The sequence below is a fragment of the Cohnella sp. LGH genome, assembly GCF_017671885.1.
In the GTDB taxonomy this organism is placed as follows: domain Bacteria; phylum Bacillota; class Bacilli; order Paenibacillales; family Paenibacillaceae; genus Cohnella; species Cohnella phaseoli.
In genome coordinates, this window is the sequence record NZ_CP072117.1 from 8,577,099 (window position 1) to 8,597,649 (window position 20,551).

16 protein-coding genes are annotated in these 20,551 nt (G+C 57.5%); 3 read left to right on the plus strand and 13 right to left on the minus strand.

Annotated features, from left to right (window positions below; all coding sequences use genetic code 11):
* Positions 1 to 392: 392 nt before the first annotated feature.
* From J4772_RS35365 to J4772_RS35375, 3 genes are all read right to left on the minus strand, one after another.
* Positions 393 to 1,910, minus strand: a complete 1,518-nt coding sequence (locus tag J4772_RS35365) for a malate:quinone oxidoreductase (RefSeq protein ID WP_209073468.1) — start codon at positions 1,908 to 1,910, stop codon at positions 393 to 395.
* A gap of 295 nt (positions 1,911 to 2,205) precedes the next feature.
* Complete coding sequence (locus tag J4772_RS35370) at positions 2,206 to 3,852, minus strand: AMP-binding protein (RefSeq protein ID WP_209073469.1); 1,647 nt, start codon at positions 3,850 to 3,852, stop codon at positions 2,206 to 2,208.
* Positions 3,849 to 4,709 carry an SDR family NAD(P)-dependent oxidoreductase gene (locus J4772_RS35375; RefSeq protein WP_209073470.1) on the minus strand — a complete coding sequence of 287 codons (861 nt, stop codon included), beginning with the start codon at positions 4,707 to 4,709 and terminating at the stop codon, positions 3,849 to 3,851. Before J4772_RS35375 ends, J4772_RS35370 begins: the two co-directional genes overlap by 4 nt.
* A 240-nt stretch (positions 4,710 to 4,949) precedes the next feature.
* Here J4772_RS35375 and J4772_RS35380 point away from each other — a divergent pair, with 240 nt between their 5' ends.
* Entirely contained in the window at positions 4,950 to 5,135 is a 186-nt protein-coding gene (locus J4772_RS35380) for a hypothetical protein (protein WP_116063826.1), read from the plus strand.
* A gap of 246 nt (positions 5,136 to 5,381) precedes the next feature.
* Positions 5,382 to 9,362, plus strand: a complete 3,981-nt coding sequence (locus J4772_RS35385; RefSeq protein ID WP_247740939.1) for a carbohydrate-binding protein — start codon at positions 5,382 to 5,384, stop codon at positions 9,360 to 9,362.
* Between the two features lie 150 nt (positions 9,363 to 9,512).
* Here J4772_RS35385 and J4772_RS35390 read toward each other — a convergent pair whose 3' ends face one another.
* Positions 9,513 to 10,010, minus strand: coding sequence for a DinB family protein (locus J4772_RS35390; protein ID WP_209073472.1), 498 nt, complete (start codon positions 10,008 to 10,010; stop codon positions 9,513 to 9,515).
* Positions 10,011 to 10,263: 253 nt separating this feature from the next.
* Here J4772_RS35390 and J4772_RS35395 point away from each other — a divergent pair, with 253 nt between their 5' ends.
* Entirely contained in the window at positions 10,264 to 11,121 is an 858-nt protein-coding gene (locus tag J4772_RS35395; RefSeq protein WP_181917976.1) for a cell wall hydrolase, read from the plus strand.
* 712 nt (positions 11,122 to 11,833) lie between these two features.
* Here J4772_RS35395 and J4772_RS35400 read toward each other — a convergent pair.
* Genes J4772_RS35400 through J4772_RS35440 form a run of 9 tightly spaced genes read right to left on the minus strand, consistent with a single transcriptional unit; the run spans position 11,834 to position 20,544 of the window.
* Positions 11,834 to 12,802 (minus strand): mannonate dehydratase, encoded by a 969-nt coding sequence (locus tag J4772_RS35400; RefSeq protein ID WP_209073473.1) that lies wholly within the window; start codon positions 12,800 to 12,802, stop codon positions 11,834 to 11,836.
* Between the two features lie 18 nt (positions 12,803 to 12,820).
* A complete protein-coding gene (locus J4772_RS35405) occupies positions 12,821 to 13,777 on the minus strand; it encodes a D-2-hydroxyacid dehydrogenase (RefSeq protein WP_209073474.1) in 957 nt (318 codons plus the stop codon).
* A complete protein-coding gene (gene dhaL / locus J4772_RS35410; protein WP_209073475.1) occupies positions 13,774 to 14,430 on the minus strand; it encodes a dihydroxyacetone kinase subunit DhaL in 657 nt (218 codons plus the stop codon). The genes J4772_RS35405 and dhaL overlap by 4 nt, the downstream gene beginning before the upstream one ends.
* Before the next feature lie 26 nt (positions 14,431 to 14,456).
* The gene (locus tag J4772_RS35415) at positions 14,457 to 15,455 is read right to left on the minus strand and encodes a dihydroxyacetone kinase subunit DhaK (RefSeq protein WP_209073476.1); all 999 of its coding nucleotides are present in this window, start codon (positions 15,453 to 15,455) and stop codon (positions 14,457 to 14,459) included.
* Positions 15,452 to 16,435, minus strand: coding sequence for an aldo/keto reductase (locus J4772_RS35420; RefSeq protein ID WP_209077633.1), 984 nt, complete (start codon positions 16,433 to 16,435; stop codon positions 15,452 to 15,454). The genes J4772_RS35415 and J4772_RS35420 overlap by 4 nt, the downstream gene beginning before the upstream one ends.
* 54 nt (positions 16,436 to 16,489) lie before the next feature.
* Complete coding sequence (locus tag J4772_RS35425) at positions 16,490 to 17,401, minus strand: RraA family protein (protein WP_209073477.1); 912 nt, start codon at positions 17,399 to 17,401, stop codon at positions 16,490 to 16,492.
* Positions 17,402 to 17,443: 42 nt separating this feature from the next.
* Positions 17,444 to 18,811: a mandelate racemase/muconate lactonizing enzyme family protein gene (locus tag J4772_RS35430; protein WP_209073478.1), complete on the minus strand. Its 1,368-nt coding sequence runs from the start codon at positions 18,809 to 18,811 to the stop codon at positions 17,444 to 17,446.
* Between the two features lie 22 nt (positions 18,812 to 18,833).
* Positions 18,834 to 19,661: a carbohydrate ABC transporter permease gene (locus J4772_RS35435; RefSeq protein WP_209073479.1), complete on the minus strand. Its 828-nt coding sequence runs from the start codon at positions 19,659 to 19,661 to the stop codon at positions 18,834 to 18,836.
* A gap of 1 nt (position 19,662) precedes the next feature.
* A complete protein-coding gene (locus J4772_RS35440; protein ID WP_209073480.1) occupies positions 19,663 to 20,544 on the minus strand; it encodes a carbohydrate ABC transporter permease in 882 nt (293 codons plus the stop codon).
* Between the last annotated feature and the right edge of the window lie 7 nt (positions 20,545 to 20,551).

Here is a 20,551-nt window from a genome sequence, read left to right on the forward strand (position 1 = left end):
TTCCCCCAGGAGGATAGAGTATCTGCTGCTTAATTATATCATGCGGTTATGAACAAATACTGAACATTTCAAGCGGTGCTTAGCGACGAACCAGCCGCTTGAAACTTCCCATAAAACGCAAAAGCTGCAAACATAAAGAATGGGGATTTCCTCTGCCAAGTCCATTGGCAGAGGAAGTTGGTGCATGGTGTATTAAATGTACAAAGAAACCGTTATCCTTTGGTGGGCTCGCACTTCCATTTACCAAAGAACGGTTTCTTTTTGATGTTGATTTGGAACAAGGCTCAATGTAAAAAAGAGGGGATACATCCCCGCTAAAAACCTATTCGAGCAGATAAATCAAGGCTGCCCCCATTAGTTTTGGGACAGCCTTCGTAAATTTAAATGTTTTATTATGCCGGTTGAAGCACTTTCTCCAATCGGAGAGCTTGCGCCGTAGCCGATTGAATCTCTTCGTTGAGCTTCGGATTTTTCGCTAGAGACACGCCGTAGGAAGGAATCATTTCCTTGATCTTCTCTTCCCATGCTCCCATTTGTTGAGGGAAGCATTTTTTCAGAACCTCCAGCATGACGGATACGGCCGTGGACGCACCCGGAGACGCACCCAGTAGAGCGGCGATCGAGCCGTCGGCTGCGCTGACGACCTCTGTACCGAATTGAAGCGTTCCTTTGCCTCCCGCTTCGGTATCTTTAATGACCTGTACGCGCTGACCCGCGACGACCAAATCCCAGTCCTCGCTTCTGGCGTTCGGAATAAATTCGCGCAGCTCTTCCATTCTTTTCTCTTTGGACAGCATCACTTGCTCGATCAGATACTTGGTCAACGGAATGTTTTTGGCGCCCGCCGCCAGCATCGTAAGCACATTGCCCGGCTTCACGGAGCCGATCAGATCGAACATGGAACCGGTTTTCAGGAATTTCGGCGAGAAGCCGGCAAAAGGTCCGAACAGCAGCGATTTCTTGTTGTCGATAAACCTCGTATCCAGATGAGGAACGGACATCGGAGGCGCGCCGACCTTCGCTTTGCCGTATACCTTGGCGTGATGCTGCTCGACGACGCTCGGGTTCGTACACGCCATAAACAGACCGCTTACCGGGAAGCCGCCGATGCCTTTGCCTTCCGGTATTCCGGATTTTTGCAGCAGGTGCAGGCTTCCGCCGCCCCCGCCGATAAAGACGAATTTCGCGCTATGACGCTCTATGGATCCGCTGTCGAGGTTCCGTACCTTTAGTTCCCAGGAGCCGTCGCCGGTCCGTTTCATATTATCCACGCTGTGCTTGTAATTTATGCTAACGTTCTGTTTTTTCAAGTGCTCGAACAGCATGCGGGTCAAAGCCCCGAAGTTAACATCCGTTCCCGAATCGATCTTCGTAGCCGCAATCGGATCGCGGGATGTCCGGCCGTTCATAATAAGCGGAATCCACTCCGCGAGCTTGGCCGGGTCATCGGAATACTCCATGCCCTGGAACAGAGGATTTCCCGTCAACGCTTCGTAGCGCTTCTTCAGAAACGCAACGTCCTTCTCCCCTTGCACCATACTCATATGAGGCAGCGGCATAATGAACTCTTGCGGATTGCTGATCCGGTTGTGGTTGACGAGATAAGACCAAAACTGCCTTGAAACCTGGAACTGCTCGTTGATGTTTACCGCTTTGCTAATGTCGATCGATCCGTCCGATTTCTCTGCCGTATAATTCAGCTCGCACAACGCGGCATGTCCCGTTCCCGCATTGTTCCATTCGTTGGAGCTTTCCTCGCCCGCGCTTGCCAGCTTCTCGAACACGGTAATTTTCCAGTCCGGAGCCAGCTCCTTCAGGATGGTTCCCAATGTCGCGCTCATTACGCCGGCGCCGATCAAAATAACGTCTGTTTGCGTTTGTCTGTCGCTCATGATTTTCCTTCCTCGCATGCTATGATTTGAAATATCGCTGTCCGCATAAGCACACAGCAAGTCGAGGCGCGTTGGGTTTACGCACCTTTTCCGAATCCATCTTCTATTCTCATCACTGTTCGTGACAGATTAGTGTATTTGCTTTCTATTATATGATAGTTACATGCGAGTTGAAAGCCGGAAAATTCAGTGTAACCCTCCTGTTCCAGGGCGGAAAACCTTGAATACAGCCGTAAAACCGTGACAACGCTGAAAAAAGCAAGTCCGCAAACTTGCCATTCCATCTTTCTATTAGCTTGATAAAACTTGTATATCACTCGACGCCGCGAGACGCCCCGTTCTCGTTATCCCGCGCGTTTCGATTGCCGAATTCGCCCGCCAATCGCCGTCGATCCGGCTTTCCCAGAGAAGTATACGGAAGCCGCTCGACGAACACGATCTCGCCGGGCATCTGGAATCTCGCCAATCGTCGGCGCAGCCAATCCCGTAGCTCTTCCTCGGTCGGAGCGGCTTGCTTCCTGCCCGCAGACTCCGTGTGACGGACCGGGGCAAGCTCTATATAAGCGGCGAGCCTCTGCCCGAACCGTTCGTCAGGCACGCCGATGACGACTGCATCCGCTACATCGGGATGCGTAAGCAGAACCTGCTCCACCTCCAGAGGATAGACATTCTCGCCCGCCGAGACGATCATGCTGTCCGTTCTCCCCCGAAGATAATGCAAGCCCCGCTCATCCCTCAAGCCATAATCCCCCGTCTCGATCCAGCGGGGAGCGCCGTTCTTCGCCGACCAGTCGTTGCGGATGCAGAAGCGACCGACCTGGCCGGTCCGAGCCTCCATGTCCCGCTCGTCCACGATGCGCAAACGGGAGCCGCGGACAAGTCTGCCGACCGTGCGGGGAGACTGCGCGAGATCCTGCGGCGACGCAATCAGATTAAGTCCCGCCTCCGATGTGCCGTAAAGATTAAACAGCACGTCGCCCAGTCGCTCTCTCGTCTCTTCGACAAGCTTGGGGTTCAGCTCGGCTCCGCCAGAGGCCACGCAGGCAAGCGAGCGCAGGTCGCCGTCCGCGTCGGCCTCAAGCATTTTGCGCAGCATGAGAGGAACGACCGTCGCCACTTCCGCGCCGTACTCTCGAACGAGCTTGCATGCGCGCTCCGCGTCGAAGCCGCGCCGCACGACCGTCTTCTTGCCTAGGGCGCAGAGCAGCAGCAGCACTCCTATCCCATAGCCGTGATAGATCGGCGTGGCAATATAGGCGGTCTCTCGCTCCGCGATCCGTAAGCGGCTTAGAAATTCGTAGAACGGATTCAAATAATCCAACAGAGACGGTTTGTGCGCAGCCTCCTTCGGCGCTCCCGTCGTCCCGCCTGTCAGAAGCACTAGCTTCCCAGCCGAGCTTCGGCCCGCTCTCCGATCATGCCGACTGTCAGCGGGAGCAACATTGGACATCAAAGATTTCACCGACACTGCCGAGTCGTGAGCGATTGGAATCGCGGCCCCCGAGTAGGATGCGCTTCGCAGAAGGAAGTCGTACTCCTCGTCATAGACGAGAAGATCGAAGGTATGACTCAGTGCGAGCGCCTTCCAGCGGCTCTCTCCCATTTCCGCATTCAGCAAATAGAGATCGGCGCCCGTAGAAGAGACTGCATAGATCGTCTTCACCAGTTCGGCGTGATTATGGCACAGCAGCCCGACTTTGCGTCCTTCCTTCAAGCTATATCTATCCCTAAAAATGTCAGACAGCAAGACGGCTTGATCATACAGCTCGCGGTAGGTCAACGCTTCATCCTCATCCGCATCTACAAGCGCAGTCTTGTCGCCATAGCTCGAAGCGGCAAAGCCCAACAAAGCCATCAGGTTAACCCCATGGCGGAAAAGAGAACGGTACAGCCGAAAGAGCGGGCGAGGCGCGAGCAGACCGATCCGGTAGAGGACAAAAAACAGCCGATACAGCTTCATCGCGCTCGCTCCTTTCTGCTTATCTTTCGAGCTGCGGACCGCTCCCATACCCCGCGGAAAAGCACGGAGACCAGCTCCCCGGCAGCAAGCCACCATGGCTTATAGACTCTGCAACGGGAATAGAAGGTCCTGGCGACGATCTTCGCCGCAATCTCGACGGACATCGCAGGCGCTTTCTTGTATGCGGCCGTGGGCGCAATCATAGGCGTCCGCACTAACGGAAAATAGACGGAAGAAACGGAGACGCCCAGCGCATTTAGCTCGGGAGCGGCGGATCGCAGCCATACGTCGAAGGCCGATTTCGATGCCTGGTAGGCCGCCCAGTTCGGAACGGGAAGCAGCAGCGCGCTAACTGTCGAGACGTTCGCGATATGTCCGCCGTTTTTTTCGAGCAAGGGGATAACGCCCAGCAGCAAACGAACCGGAGCGAAATAATTGATCGCCATTGTACGGGTAAAATCATGATACCGATCCAACGATTCTCGCACCGAACGCCGGATGGAATGACCGGCATTGCTGACGACGGCGTCCAATCCGCCCGGAAGCTCGCTCACATAAGCAAGCAAAGCATCCGTCTGCTCCGGTTCGCGAAGATCGGCCGCAAATATGTCGATTGCCGCTCTAAAGCCGGTCCGCGAGTCGATATCGGCTTTGATCGCAGCCAGCTTGTCCCCGCGCCTGGCCGTAAGGATCAGCCGCGCATCGAACCCCGCCAGCAAGTAGGCAAGCCTCTCTCCTATACCGGAGCTTGCCCCCGTGATCAGTACGGTTTTCCCTGACAATCGGCGTTCCAGCTTCCGCGCGTTCAGACGAACGGACGGAAACAGCAGACGCTCCAGCAGCGTGTACGATGGCACAAGACATTCTCCTTCTTGTCCGATAATGAGAAACGGCCTCTTTATTTATATTTAAATTTTACCATGAACGGGCTGCGGATCAATCTCCCCTGATAATAGGGCTTAAGACCCTCTCGTTAAATGTGAGAACTGCTAATTTTCGGAGATTTGCTCGAAAAAAAGCGAAACTGTTCAGAAAATGTTGAGACCTTAGCGCTAAAATGGAGGTCGCAGAGTACTGAGCTAACGGAGTGGATCCCCATGTCTAAAAATATTCTTGAACAAATGCGCAAGCATGGCCATGACGACGATCAAAGATACCGCCTGCTGCTGGACTATCTTCGGCTCGTCAAGCTGGAGAAGAAGGAACGAGGTCTTCTTCGGAGACTTAGGAGGAAATGGGACGCCCACCAGGCCGTCGATTCGTCAACGGATCGAAGCGAGTGAATCGGGCGAGCGCCTGATGCATAATCCCGCACATCATATCGATAGAATTACTCCTTAACCCGAAGCGCAATCTTGTCTTATGATCAAGATGCAGTCTCCAACAAAGCTTCCGGGAAGGAGGATCACCTTATGAAATGGCATCGCTTACAATAGATAATTATGAAAATTTTGAGAATTAGGAGCGGATAGAGAAGCCTGCTTAGATGACCTGCATCGGAAACACCCCATTTTGAAAGGAGAATGAAAATGACGAGAAAGCAAGGACGAGTCGTTGCTTGGGTGTGCATGGTGACGCTCATTTTGGGGACATTCCTATCCCCCGTCGGGGCTCCCGCTTATGTCCACGCCGCCGGCGGCCAGAATTTGGCGGCTGGGAAACCGGCTTCGGAGTCCGGACATGCCGATGTTTATGTCGCACCCAACGTTACGGACGGCAATCCGGGCACTTACTGGGAGAGCGTGAATAACGCATTCCCGCAATGGGTCCAAGTCGATCTCGGCAGCGCCGTATCGATCGACCAGGTCGTGTTGAAGCTGCCGACCGGCTGGGAGAGCCGCGTGCAGACGCTGGCCGTCCAGGGCAGCTCGAACGGAACGAGCTTCTCGGATCTCAAGCCGTCGGCCAGCTATACTTTTAATCCCGGCACGGGGAATTCGGTCGCGATTGACTTCGCTTCCGCCAGCGCGCGATACGTCCGAGTTCTCTTCTCCGCTAACACGAGCTGGCCGGCCGGCCAGCTGTCCGAGCTTGAGGTCTACGGAGCAGCCCCGTCCGGACCTTCGGTCATTCCGGGCAAAGTTGAAGCCGAAAATTACAGCGCGATGAACGGAATCCAGACCGAGACGACGTCGGATGCCGGCGGCGGACTTAACGTCGGGTGGATTCACGTCGGCGACTGGCTCGACTACAATGTAGACGTGCAAACCGCTGGCGCGTATACGGTAGAATATCGGGTCGCCAGCAACGGCTCTTCGGGTCAGCTGCAGCTTCAATCGGGAAGCGCAACGCTGGCTACGACGGCCGTGCCGAACACCGGCGGCTGGCAAAATTGGCAGACGGTTACCGCTAGCGTAACGCTGGCGGCCGGCCCGCAAACGCTTCGCGTCTATGCCAGCGGCTACGATTTCAATATTAACTGGATCAATTTTACCCCGGGCAGCTCGGCAGATACCCAGCCTCCGACTGCGCCAACCAATCTGGCTTATACGCAGCCATCCTCGGACATGATCCAGCTGACCTGGATCGCTTCGACGGACAATGTCGCAGTAACCGGCTACGATGTCTATGCCAATGGGCAGTTGCGCGGCAGCGTGAACGGCACAACGCTCTCCTATACAGACAATCAGCCTGTGAGCGCAACCGTCGCCTATTACGTCGTCGCCAAGGATGCAGCCAGCAATGTATCTGCGCCGAGCAATACCGTTACCCGACAAGGCTCAGGCGGCGGCAACGATACGAACCTGGCCATCGGCAAACCGATTGCCGCTTCCTCTTCCACTCTTATTTTTACGGCAGAGAATGCCAACGATAACGATACGAGCACTTATTGGGAGGCCGGCGGCCATCCCGGCACGCTTACCGTGGATCTTGGGGCCAACGCGAATATTACGTCCGTCGTCATCAAGCTCAATCCTGCCGGCGCATGGGCGACGAGAACGCAGACGATTCAAGTACTGGGGCACGATCAGAACTCTTCCACCTTCGCGAATCTGGTATCCGCCGCCACGTATACTTTTAATCCGGCTTCGCAGAACACGGTTACGATTCCCGTGAACGCCACGGCGAGCCGCGTGCAGCTCCGGTTTACCGCCAACTCCGGCGCTCCCGGCGGACAAGCGGCGGAATTCCAGATTATCGGCACGATGGCTCCGAATCCGGATTTGACGATCACCGGACTATCGTGGTCTCCGACTTCCCCTATCGAGACCAATGCCGTTACGCTTAACGCCGTCGTTCGGAACGCCGGCTCGGTCGCAGCTCCGGCTTCGAGCGTTAACTTCTACCTCGATAACAGTCTTGTCGGAACGGCTTCCGTAGGCCCGCTTGCAGCGGGAGCGTCGACGAACGTCTCCGCCAACATCGGTCCGAAGACGGCCGGCTCTTACTCCGTCTCCGCCAAAGTCGACGAGAGCGATACGGTCGTCGAGACGGACAATTCGAACAACAGCTTCACCTCGTCATCGCCGCTGGTCGTCGGCCAGGTGCAAAGCTCCGATCTGATTGCGACCGCATCATGGACGCCTAGCAATCCCAGCGCGGGAAATACCGTAGCGTTTACGGTGAATCTCAAAAACCAAGGCAATATCGCTTCGGCAAGCGGCTCTCACGCCATCTCTCTTGTGCTGAAAAACGCGGCAGGGGCTACCGTACAGACGTTCAACGGCTCTTACAACGGAGCTTTGGCTGCAGGAGCGTCGGCCAGCGTCACTCTTGGCACGTGGACGGCAGTCAACGGCAGCTATACGGTGACAACAACGGTCGCGGCGGACGCGAACGAAGCCGCCGTCAAGCAAACGAACAATACGAGTACGGCCAGCCTTTATTCCGGCCGAGGCGCCAATATGCCGTTCACCATTTTGGAAGCGGAGGCTCCATCCAATAGCACCAACGGCACGCGGCTCGCTCCGAACTTCACGCCGGGCGATTTCGCGGGCGAAGCCTCCGGTCGTTCAGCCGTCCACCTGGACGCCAACGGCGAATATGTGGAATTTACGCTGACGGCTCCGGCGAACGCGCTCGTTCTCCGCAATGCCGTATCGGAGAATACGACAGGCACAATCAGCTTGTACGTCAACGGAGCGGATAAGGGCAACTTTACCGTTACCTCCAAGTACTCGTACGTCTATGCGACTCCGACGACTCTCGGAGAGCTCGGCTATAACAACTCCGGCTCCAAAGCTTATTGGCTCTACGAGGATGCGCAGCTGATGCTCGACCAGGTCTATCCGGTCGGAACGAAAATTCGGATTCAGAAGGATGCCGGGGATGTCCCTTGGATCTATGTAGACATGCTCGAGACGGAGAATGTCGCTCCGCCCGCTTCGAACCCCGACCCGGCCAAATATGTAGAAGTGTCGGCCAGCAAATCGATCGAGCAGGCTCTGAACGAATTCCGCCAGGACTCGTCGAAGAAGGGAATTTTCATTCCTGCCGGCGAATGGACGATCTCGTCCAAAATCTTCTTGTACGGGCGGGCTACCGAGATTATCGGGGCAGGCCCGTGGCATACAAAGCTGATGGCTCCGCAAAATCAGACGAACACCGACGTCGGCTTCAATATTTCGTCCGCCGCCAACGGCTCGACGATCAAGAACCTGTCCGCTTGGGGCAACTACATCTACAGGCAGGACGGTCCCGGCAAGTTCATCGACGGCAACGGCATGCAGAACGTGACGATCGAGAACATCTGGGCCGAGCACTTTATTTGCCTGTATTGGGGAGTTAACTCCTCGTACAACACGTTCAAGAACAACCGGATTAAAAACTTGTTCGCCGACGGCATCAATATGACCAACGGCTCCTCCCACAACATTATCGACAACAATTACGCTCGCGGCACGGGCGACGATTCCTTCGCTCTGTTCAGCGCAATCGATGCGGGAGGCTCTTACAATGTAGGCAACAAGTATACGAATCTTACCGCCACCAACGTCAGACGCGCAGCCGCTTTCGCCGTCTACGGCGGTCAGGACAATCTGTTCCAGAACCTGTACGGCGCAGATACGCTGACCTATCCGGGTTTGACGGTGAGCAGCCTGAGCTTCGGGTATAACACGCTCGGCTTCGGCGCTCTGGATACCGTCATCGACGGAGTGACGCTGGATCGCACGGGCGGAGATTTCTGGACGAGCGTCGGCGCCGACGACAAGATCAACGATTATCAGAACTTCGGGGCGATCTGGTTCTTCGGAGGCGACCGGGACTTCAAAAACATCGTCGTCAAAAACGTCGACATCAACAATCCGGTCTACTTCGGCCTGATGTTCCAGTCCAAATCTCCTGAAAACCTGCCCATGCAGAACGTTCGTCTGGAAAACATTACGATCAACAATCCGTCGCGCTACGGCATCAAGCTGGTCGCCAAGGCGGAGAACGGGCAAGGACCGGCCGTCGGCGCGGCGAGCTTCACCAACGTTAAGGTGAATAATCCCGGCGTTTCGGCGATCTACGGCGAAAATAAGAGCCCGGGCTTCACTGTCGTTCGCGTATCGGGCAACAACTGGTAATCCCTAAATATCAGTTGCTTAGGAAAGGGTCTGTGCCGTCCGTAAAACGGCGCAGGCTTTTTTTCTGCATTCCGAAAGAGAAAACGACAACCAGACCGTGCAAGTCGGGACGATCCTGCGCGGCCTAGTCTCCAAAGCACGCGGCGCTTGTTAAAGCGGCGGCGTTACTCCCATTCGAGCCCAAATTTCCTTCGAGGGGCCGTACACCGCCGGGACAGGCAGCCCCGCTTGACGCATCAGAACGGTGAGCTGTCCGCGGTGATGAACGATATGCTTGATCAATCCCATCAAAATCATGGCGTTCGACTCCGTTCTTCCGAACGCATTCTGAGTCAGCTTCAGCGAATCGTCCGTCCACCGCTTTCTGATAGCGTCGGCCGCAGCCGCGACATTCGTCCGGAAGGTCCCGGCAATTTCCCGCGCGGACGGCACCTCGTTCGAATCGCCCGCCCCCTCGACCGGGACGCCGAATTCCGTTAAATACTCCGGAATATTCGCCGTTAAATGCCAAGCGATCCGTCCCAATGTACGGCCTTCCGGGTACACCCGCTGTCTTAGCGCCTCGTCCGTCAACCCGTCCAGAACGCCTTGAGTCAACCCGGCTTCCTTGTTCCATTCCGCTATAAAATCCTCTACTGTAACATACATTTTGCCATCCTCCTTCTATTAGGCTTGGTTGCCTTAGACCATCATAGCCGGCGATAGTGACAGATTCTGTCATAGTTGCGGTTAAAAATTACTCATTCTTATCAGAATGCCCAAAAGCCGGTTTACGATAAATCCAGCTATATCAAGACTTGCACGATTTGAGGCCCCTCTCCCTCTCTCATCATCCTCAATCTTCCAGACGGACAGCCTGCGATTTTATCGTATGATGATGCGAGTGAAGGGAGAGAGTATTGTGTCAAAAAAACGTTGGTCCATCTCTTTGTCGCTCTTATTCGTTATGGCATGGCCGGCTCTCGGCTCGGCGCAGTCGCTCGACAGCACGACGATCTACGTCAACGATCAACCGGTCTCGACGACCGCGATTGTACAGAACGGCTATCAACTTGTGCCGGCCTCCTGGTTTCGCGGCTTAAATATCTCTGTCGGCTGGGACGATCGTTATCGTTCGGCCGTACTGCAAACACCGAATATCCAGGTTGGATTTCCCGCAGGGGAGCGTTATACCGATTATTCGCGCGCGACTGAATCGATATGGCATCGGGACAATCTGGATACGCGGACGACGCTGATCAACGGAACCGCATACGTGCCGCTAGCCTATACGGCGACAAAGCTTGGTCTAGGCGTCCGTTATGATTCGCAGAAACAGGCCGCGGTCATTTCGACTGCAGACGGCGTCCCTCTCATGAAAGCCCAGCAAAGCCAAGCGGCGGATGAAGAGCTTCTCTGGCTGCAGCGGATTACGGAAGCGGAGGCGTCGGGGGAAAGCTACGCCGGCAAAGTCGCGGTTGCGGCTTCGATCTTGAACCGCGTGGGTCAACCGGATTGGCCGTCAACGATTATCGATACGATTTTCCAGGTTGAGCACTACAACGGAAAAGCCTATTATCAGTATTCTCCGGTGCTGGACAAACGGATATATTCGGTAACGCCAAGCCAAGAGACGATTAAGGCCGTGCAGGACGCGCTGAACGGCACCGATCCGAGCAAAGGGGCTATCGTCTTCTACAATCCGAAGAAAACGGACAACGCTTGGGTGAGAAGCCGCACAGTGACGGCCCGAATAGGCAATCACGTGTTTGCGAAATGAAGCATCAAAAGAGATGTCGCGGAAACACGCCGGGAGCACCTTGGGTGCTCCCGGATGAGGCTGTACGCAGCTCCGAAACGTCTTATTTTGCCCTCGGTCTCCGGAGTCACGGTCACCCACAGGTCGCCTACCTTGCAAATAAGCCAGAAAGACGTCCTGCGTCACTTCTTCCGTGTCCGCGATACAGATTCATTGAGCCCAGATGAATTGTACACCTCCAACTCCTCCTTTTCTTGTAATACAATCGAGAGTCCCTTTACTTTTCATGGCGGCCTATTTTTTTGCAATGCGGCGATCTTATTGATATACGCTTCGTCCGGTCCGCGCATCATCTTTCCTATAGACGCCAAAAAGCCCACAAATGATTGCGGGCGAGCAAACCAAAATATAGGTAATTAGCGGACGGCCTATAGGTCCGGACGCTGCAGTCCGTGTCCCGCCAATCCGCAGAAAAACAACTGGATAACTAAGCAGAAAAGAGAGCTGACATCATGTATTCATCCATCGCAAAGCGGAAGCCGCAGCCGAGCAATTGAGTCGGGTCAATCCCGAGCTTGCGCGCGTCGGGAAGAGCAGGAAGCGTCGATCGAACAGCTCCTTGCGACTACGGCAGGCACAGGCTTCATGCCCCCTTCCGAAGACCGATGCCGGCTCCTGACTGGCCGGGAGCACAGCTGACGATTCGCTTGCCTTCGCCAAGCGCGATGCTGTATTAGGAGGGACGATAGACTCCGTCCATTAACCCTTTGATGTACCCTACGGCGAACAGGCGTCCCATCGTCTCGTATCCGGGATTGCCGTTGTCTTCGCCTGCCATAGTCGGCACATGGTCGGGCCGGAGCGGCCCGTCGAAGCCGACCTCGGCATACGTCCGGATGCATTCGTACATATCGGTCATTCCGTCGTCGTGGAACGTTTCCTCGAATCGTTCGGCGGTCCCCCTCGTGTCGCGGAAATGGACGAAGAACAGTTTATCCTGCTTTGCGAACCGGCGGATCGTAGCGGGTATATCCTCTCCGGCGGCCGACAGCACGCCCTGGCACAGGCAGATGCCGCTGTACTCGCTCGGCACCAGGTCGATCGCCTGCTGAAGCGCGTCGGCGCTCGTCAGAATCCGGGACATCCCGCGAATCGGCGAGATTGGCGGATCGTCCGGATGAAGCGCCAGCCTGACTTTCGCCTTCTCCGCCACCGGCACGATCTTCTCCAGATAATATTTCAAGTTCGACCACAGTTCGTCCTCGCTGACCGGCGCGTTCTCCGAATACGGCGCTTCCGCGACGAGGGAATGATCGTAGCTGGAGACTAACGCTCCTCCGCGCGTCCGCGTCGTCGTCGAAGTACGGAACCAGTTGAAGTCGGCCATAAAATCGTAGCACCATACCGGTATGCCCAGCTTGCCCATATTGACGATCAGCTCTTGCACGGTCGCGATTTCTGCGTCGCGTCCCGGCTTGCCGAGCTTGGTAAGATTTGCCGGAGGCCGCGATTCGATGACCTCGATCCGAAGACCGGCATTCTCGTACCGCGTCTTCATCTGCAGCAAATTCATGTAATCCCACGGCTTCCATCCCTGATGCTCAGGCGGCAATGCCGCTACTCCGTAGTTGACGCCCATCTGCTTGCACAGCGTCCATAACGGCGATTCGTGCGTGCCCAGCCTTTCCGCTAGCTTCAGCATTTGGTTCCCCTCGTTCGGTTAGTATTGTCGGACCGGATCGACACGGTTAATCGGCAGCGTTCGGCCCTGCAAGTAAGCGTCCAGGTTCGCGAGGAAAATGTCCGTCGCCCGCTCCTCGTACCGGTCGGTCACCCCGCCGTTGTGAGGCGTCACGATGACGTTGTTCATCGCCCATAACGGATGCCCGGAAGGAAGCGGCTCTTGCTCGAAAACGTCGAGACCGGCTCCGGCGATCTCCCCTTCCCTCAGAGCGGCCACCAGCGCCTCCGTATCCGTCGTGCCGCCCCGGCTTACGTTGATAAAATAAGCGGTGCGCTTCATCGCCGCGAACTGATCCCGGCCGAACATATGGCGCGTCTCGCCGGTCAGCGGCATCACGGCGACGACATAGTCGCTGGCCCGCAGCAGCTCGTTTAATCCGCCTATGTCGCACATCCAGTCTACGTTCTCGGCCGTCTCACCCGATCTTCGAATGCCCATCACTCGCATGCCGAACGCTTTGGCCAGCTTGGCCATTTCCAGACCGATGACGCCGACGCCGACGATGCCGAGCGTCTTGCCGTGAATCTCGCTCAGGCTTCCCGCCGACTGCCACGCGCTGCGCACCTGGTTGCGAACGGCCGTATGCAGCCCCCGGCTGAACGACAGCATCATGGCAAACGCCGTCTCCGACACCGGATTGGGGTGGACGCCGCTGGCCGTAGTCACCGTCACGCCCGCCCGGTCGAGCCGGTCCAGCGGCAGCTTGTCCACACCCGCGCCCCAAACCTGGAGCCACCGGAGACGAGCGCCTTCGGCCAGGCATCGCTCCGCCGCTTCCGGCTTCCAGCCGCAGACGATCTCCGCTTCCCGCAGACGCGACAGCCCGTCGGCTTCCGCTCCGCCGACGATGTCCCAGCCGGGGGCGGCAAGACGAATGCGCTCCATCGTGCCGCCGGGCAGCGGCTGCAGAACGACCATCGTCCGCTTGCTCATGTTGAACTCGCTCCTTTAAGTCTTTTGCAGGCGTCGACGAATGCCGAGAATAAGACGTAAGCCGAGGCCGCTCCCGGATCTATGTGGCCTTTGGAGCGCTCTCCCAGCCTGCCCGAGCGGCCCAGCCGCGAGATCAGGTCGCGGGTCGCTTCCATCCCGATCCGTCCCGCTTCCGCCGCTTTGTCCAGTGCCGGCTCGCACGCCTCTCCCGCTTCCAGCGAAGACTCGAGAGAGGCGGCGATCGGAAGCCAGGTGTCGAGCATCGTCTTGTCGCCGATCTGCGCCTTCCCCATCTGCTGGATGCCGTTCGCCACTGCGATCCAAAATCGCATGACGTCCTCGGCTTCCGCTTCCTCCTTGCCGATCAGAACGGCACTGCCCCGCAGGAACGCGGTGCCGTACAACGGGCCTACCGACGCGCCAACCGCGTTCAGAAACGTCCGGGATACGGATCTCATCAGCGCGCCGAGATCCTCTTCCCTCTCCAGCCGCGCCAGATCCTCCCGGATCGCCTGCCAGCCGATGGCCATGGAGATGCCGTGGTCTCCGTCTCCGATGACGCGGTCCAGATCGCATAATTCCTCTTTCTTTTCCTCGATCCGTTCGCCGATCTCCGTCCATATCCGTTTCCAATCGCTTGCGGTCAAGATCATATCGCCACTCCTTCTCCTCTGCCTGTTTAGATTTGCGTAAAAGCGGGACAGTCCGCCCGATGATCGATCATCTTCGTCAACTCGTCGTCCAGCTTCATGACCGTGATCGAGCATCCGCCCATCTCCATGGATGTCACGTATTCGCCCACATAGGAGCGATGCACGCTCACGCCCAGCTCCGACAGTATGGCCGCCGCCTTGCGGAAGACGATGAACAGCTCCATCATCGTCGTCGAACCGAGTCCGTTCACCAGAACGGCGACCCGGTCGCCCCGGGTCAGCTCCAGCTCGCTCAAGATGCTAACCATGAGCCGCTCCGCCACTTCGTCCGCCGACGCCAGCTTGCCTCGCTCCATGCCGGGCTCGCCATGAATGCCGAGACCGATCTCCATCTCGTCGTCGGCCAGCTCGAAAGCGGGCTTGCCCGTCTGCGGCAACGTACACGGGCTGAGCGCGACGCCCATCGTGCGCGTTCTGTCGTTTGCCTTGGCGCATACTTGAGCCAGCTCCTCCAAGCCGTAGCCCATCTCGGAGGCGGCGCCCGCCACCTTGAACAGCAGTACGAATCCGGCGATTCCCCGCCGCTTCTCCGCCTGGTCGGCCGGCGCGGAAGCGATGTCGTCCGTGATGCGGACGGTTGCCGTGCGAATGCCCGACATCGCCGCCAGCTCCGCGCTCATATCGAAGTTCATGCCGTCGCCCGCATAATTGCCGTAAATATACAGCACGCCAGCGCCATGGTGCACAGCTTCGGTAACGGCGACGATCGGATCGGGCGACGGGGACGCGAAGATGTTGCCGACGGCGACGCCGTCGGCGAAGCCTTGCCCGACATAACCCATGAAGCCCGGTTCATGGCCCGAGCCGCCGCCGATGACGACGCCGACCTTGCCCTGAGGCAGCTCCCGGCGCACGAGCGCTCTCGGACTGGACTCGAGCCGGCGAATGTATTGCGGAAACGCGCTTACGTAGCCTTCGACCATTTCGTCCACGACGCGCGCGGGATCGTTCAGCAATTTTTTCATGGAATCTCATGCCCCCTGCTAGTCTGATACAGCTCATACCATTCCTCGCGCGTCATCGTCTTCGACTGCCGGACGGCGTCCGCGCAAGCGGCGATTCGCGCGGGATTAAGAGTCCCGACGACCGGCTGGATAGCCGCCGGATGCTTCATCAGCCAACCGAGCACGATCGCCTCCGGCGTCGTCCCCTTCTCCCGGGCCATCTGCCCGACCCGCTCCGAGGTGAGCCTCTCGGCCTCCGTACCTCCCGCCCCCATCTCGCGGCCGGTGAAACGCCCCTGAGCGAGGGAGCCCCAGGCCTGCAGCTGAATATTGTGCATCCGGCAATGCTCCATCGTCCCTTCCGGGAAGCGCACCGTCTGATCGATTGTCCGGTTCATCAGCACGCCGCTGTCCAGCCAGTCGAGCTTGCCGAGGCTCAGATCGAGCTGATTGACGACAAGCGGCATATCCAGCGCCTCCTGCAGGAAGCGAATCTGATCGGCCCCCAGATTGGAGACGCCGAAGTGACCGACCTTGCCGGTCTCCCGCAGCCTGTCGAAAGCTTCGGCGATCTCCTCCGGCTCCATCAGCGGGTCCGGCCGGTGCAGCAGCAAAATATCCAGACGATCCGTTCCGAGCCGGGCCAGGCTTCGGTCTACGGCCCTGAGAATATGATCGCGCGAGAAATCGTACATCTTGGGCGAGCCGCTCTCTACCCGATATCCGCATTTGGATTGGATGACGATCGTATCCCGCAGCTGCGGCCTTCTTCGGAGCACCTCGCCGAACACCTCCTCCGCCTGCCCCCGCGCATATACGTCCGCATGGTCGAACATCGTGATGCCCGCCTCGAGCGCCGCGTCCACCGCCCGCTCCGCAATCAAGATCTCCTCTGCGGTAATCGGGGTCGCCTTCATGCCTCCGCACAGCTTCATGCAGCCCAAGGCCAGCCGGCTGGTCGTAATCCCCCTCCGCTCCAAGGGCATGATACGCTTCTGCATCTGCATCTGCAGATCACCTCCATCGTTACGTCCGGTAACTGTTCCTTATCTTCGTTAAGCCCGCGGCGCGCCGTCGGACGTTCCTCCGCCGCTTTCCCGCTCCTGAGCCTCCGCCCATTCCTCGTCCCAGGCGAGCGAGTGATAATCCGCCGCTTTGTCCGACGTGCGGAACCATTCCAGGAAATCCTGCCACAGCGCCGTCGTCCAATCGCCGTCAATATCGGCCGTCGTGTAGACGCCTTGCTCCAACCGCTCGAAGCCGAACACATCGCGAACCTGCGACTTCTCCGCCAGTACGACGACCAGCTCCGCGAGATGCGGGGGGATGAAGAGGACGCCGACCGGCGTCGCCATCACGACGTCGCCGGGCAAGCAGATCGCGTTGCCGATGCGGCAAGGCACGTTCATGCCCGTCATCGTCACCTGACGAATCGGCGTCGGATCGATGCCGCGATGGAACACGTTTACGTTCGTGATCTTCTCCACCTGCTGCACGTCCCGCATACCTCCCCAGACGACTGCTCCTCCGCGTTTGGTCCGAGTGGAAATCGCCGTGGTCAGGTTGCCGCCGACGAACGTGCCCTTGTAGATCTTGTCGAACATGTCGGCCACGACGACGTCGTCCTCGACGAGGCTGTCGATGACCCATTGGTTGAAGAAGCCCTTGCGCCCCTCGTCCCGATTGCCGTATTGCAGCAGCGCGTCGTTCAGATCGGGCCGCTCGGGCACGAACACCGCCGTCACCGCCCGGCCGACGATCGTCATGTCCGAATGCACGGCCTGAAAATCTCCCTGGTATTGAAAGTCGTAGCCTCGGCGCCATAAGGGGCTCCAGGCCTCCTCCAACGTAATGCGCCGCATTCTGCGCAATATATCGTCCGGCACCTTGGGACGTCCGTTCGCGAAACGTTCTCCCGTCCATAAGGGCGTCACCTGGATGATGTCTTCCGGGTTGTCGTATTTCATTCGCCGTTCCCTCTCTTCTGTTCGTTATCCGAGCGCGTCAGCTCAGCTCCACAGGCGGTCGTTCGACCACGAGACGTCCCATTGGTCCGTCGGCTCCCAAAGCCCCGGAATCTCCGGGTGAAGATGCTGCGCGATGACTTCGTCGTTCAGATCCTCGATGCCCAGGCCGGGCGCTTCCGGCACCTGGATATAACCGTTCTGCACGAGCGGCTTGGGCAGCTTGCTCACAATCAGATCGTCCCACCACGGCACGTCGCTCGAATGGAACTCCAGCGCAAGGAAATGCTCCGTCGCCGCCGCCGCGTGCACGCCGGCAAGGCAGGCGATCGGACTTTCCGCCATATGGATAGCCATGGCGACGCCGTAAGACTGGGCCATGTCTCCGAGCTTCTTCGTCTCCAGAATCCCGCCGGCGGTCAAGACGTCCGGATGGACGACCGAGATGCCGCCGACCGCCATCAGCGGCTCGAAATTTTCCTTCAAATAGATATCCTCGCCGGTGCAGATCGGCGTCGTGACCGATCGCGCGAGCCGGGCATACTGCTCCGTGTACTGCCAGGGGATCATGTCCTCCATCCAGGCGAGATTAAATTTCTCGATGCGACGGCCGAGCTTGATGCAGTCCTCCACGCCGATATGCCCGAAGTGATCGATGGCCAGCGGAACTTCGTAGCCGATCTCCTCCCGGACCTCGGCTACGTACTGCTCCAGCATCTCCAACCCTTTCTCCGTAACGTGGACCCCGGTGAACGGATGTCCGATATTCGTCAGCTCGTAATGCCTGCGCTTCTCGTCCGGGGTAAGCGGATTGGCGAAGCGGTCGCGCCACTTGTCCGCCAACGTCCGCACCTCCTCCACGAACCCGAGCGGTCCGCTCAGAGTGCCCGGCTCGCCGACGAGCTGGTTGATTCCCAGGTCCATTTTCAGAAACGTATAGCCCTTCTCCATCCGCTGCTTAAGCGCCTTGCCCATCGCGCGACCGGTATCCTTGCCGTCCACGTCAGTGTCGCAATAGATGCGGATCCGATCGCGGTACTTGCCCCCCAGCATCTGGTAGACCGGAACGCCGTACGCCTTACCCGCCAGGTCCCAGAGGGCGACCTCCAGCCCGCTGACGCCGCCGCCTTGACGGCCGTGGCCGCCGAACTGCTTGATCCGCCGGAACAGCTTGTCGACGTTGCACGGATTCTCTCCGATCAGCCGGCTCTTCAGCATCAGGGCGTACAGCTTCTCCGCGTTGTCGCGAACCTCGCCGAATCCGACGAGCCCCTGGTTCGTGTAGACCTTAATCAGGCTGCAATGAGTCGGAATGCCGTGAATGTCCGCGAAGCGGATATCGGTAATGCGAAGCTCCGCGGGCTTCGAATAGGTATTGACATGCGCAAGCGCGCTTCCATGTACATCGTTCATGCTTATCGCTCTCCCTTGTTGCTTATCCCTTGACGGCGCCGCTGGTCAAGCCTTTGATGAACTGCTTCTGCATCAGGACGAACAGAACGATCATCGGAATCATCAGCATCACCATGGCGGCGAAGAACATCGGCCAATCCACGGAAAATTCGCCTTTCAGCCGCTGCAGTCCGAGCGTTATCGGAAACAGCTTCTTGTCCTGCAGCAAAATCAACGGCAGGAAAAAGCTGTTCCACACGTACAGGCCGGTCAAGATGACGACCGTGGCAATGATCGGACGCGAGATCGGCAGAATGATCCTCCAGAACGTCCCGACCTCCGAGCAGCCGTCCAGCTGCGCCGCATCCTTCAGCTCTACCGGAATCGTCTTGAAAAATCCGAAGAAGATAAACACGGCCATCGGCAAATTAAAGGCGATGAACACGAGAATCAAGCCGAAGTGCGTATTGATGATTCCGAGCTGCTTGAGCAGGATGAACAGCGTGATGATCTTCGCTTGAATAGGGATCATGATCCCAAGCAGGAAATAGCTGAATAACGTCTTGCTGCCTTTGAAATTCCAGCTCAGCCCGTATGCGGTCATCGATCCGAACAGAACGATGGACGCGATGCTGAGCACGGTAATGATCGCGCTATTGCCGAAGTAGGTCGAGAAATTGGCGCTGTGCCACGCGGCCTCGTAGCTGGCGAACGTCCACTGCTGCGGCCAGCCGAAAGGATCGGCCATGAACTCCGGACTCGTCTTCAGCGAAGAAATGAAGATCAGGGCGATCGGATACAAAATGAGCAGACTGGTTGCCGACAGGAGAAGGTAGATGGAGCTCTGCTCGATTCTACGCAAGATAGCCATCTTAGTACTCCACCTCCCGCTTCTTCAGGTATCTCAGCTGTCCGAGCGAGATGACCGCGATGATGAGGAACAGAATCAGGGACATGGCGATGCCGTAGCCGAATCGGTTCATCTCGAACGCGATCTTGTAGATGGCCGTCCCGATCACCTGCGAGGAGTCGAACGGACCGCCGCCGGTCAGAATATAGACGAGGTCGAACTCCTTCAGCGCGTTCACCGTCGACAGAATCATATTGATCGTGAGCGCCGGCGCAACCAGCGGGAACGTGACGTGCAGGAATTGTTTCCAGCGCCCGGCGCCGTCTATGCCCGCCGACTCGTACAGATCGGCCGGAATCGTCTGCAGGCCGGCCAGGTAGATTACCATGGCATAGCCCATGTTCTGCCAGATAGAGACGAAGACGACCGTGTACAGCGCGGTCGATCGGGTGCCCAGCAGATCGAGCTTCGCGATGCCGTCCAGCCCGATCGCCTGGAACATCGTCTGCCAAGAACCGAATACCGGATTAAAAATCGTCACCCACGTATACGCGACGATGATCGAGCTCAGAATGGCCGGCATAAAAAAAACGCTGCGAAAAAAACTCGTCAATTTCAGCTTTTTGTCCAGCATGATCGCGAACCACAGCGCTAGCGCGTTCTTGATGATCACGACGAGAAACGCGAAAACGAAAGAATTCTTTACGGATTTATAGAACAGCGGATCCTGGAAAATCTCCCGAAAATTAGCCAGCCCGATCATCTTGTAGCCGGGCGAAATGCCGTCCCAGTTGGTCAGGGAATAATATAATCCGCTCAAGCTCGGATACATCGCGAACATCGTGTAGATGACGATGGAAGGGAGGATAAATACAAGCAAACTTAGCGTCCTTCTTCGTTTCACAGCTGCG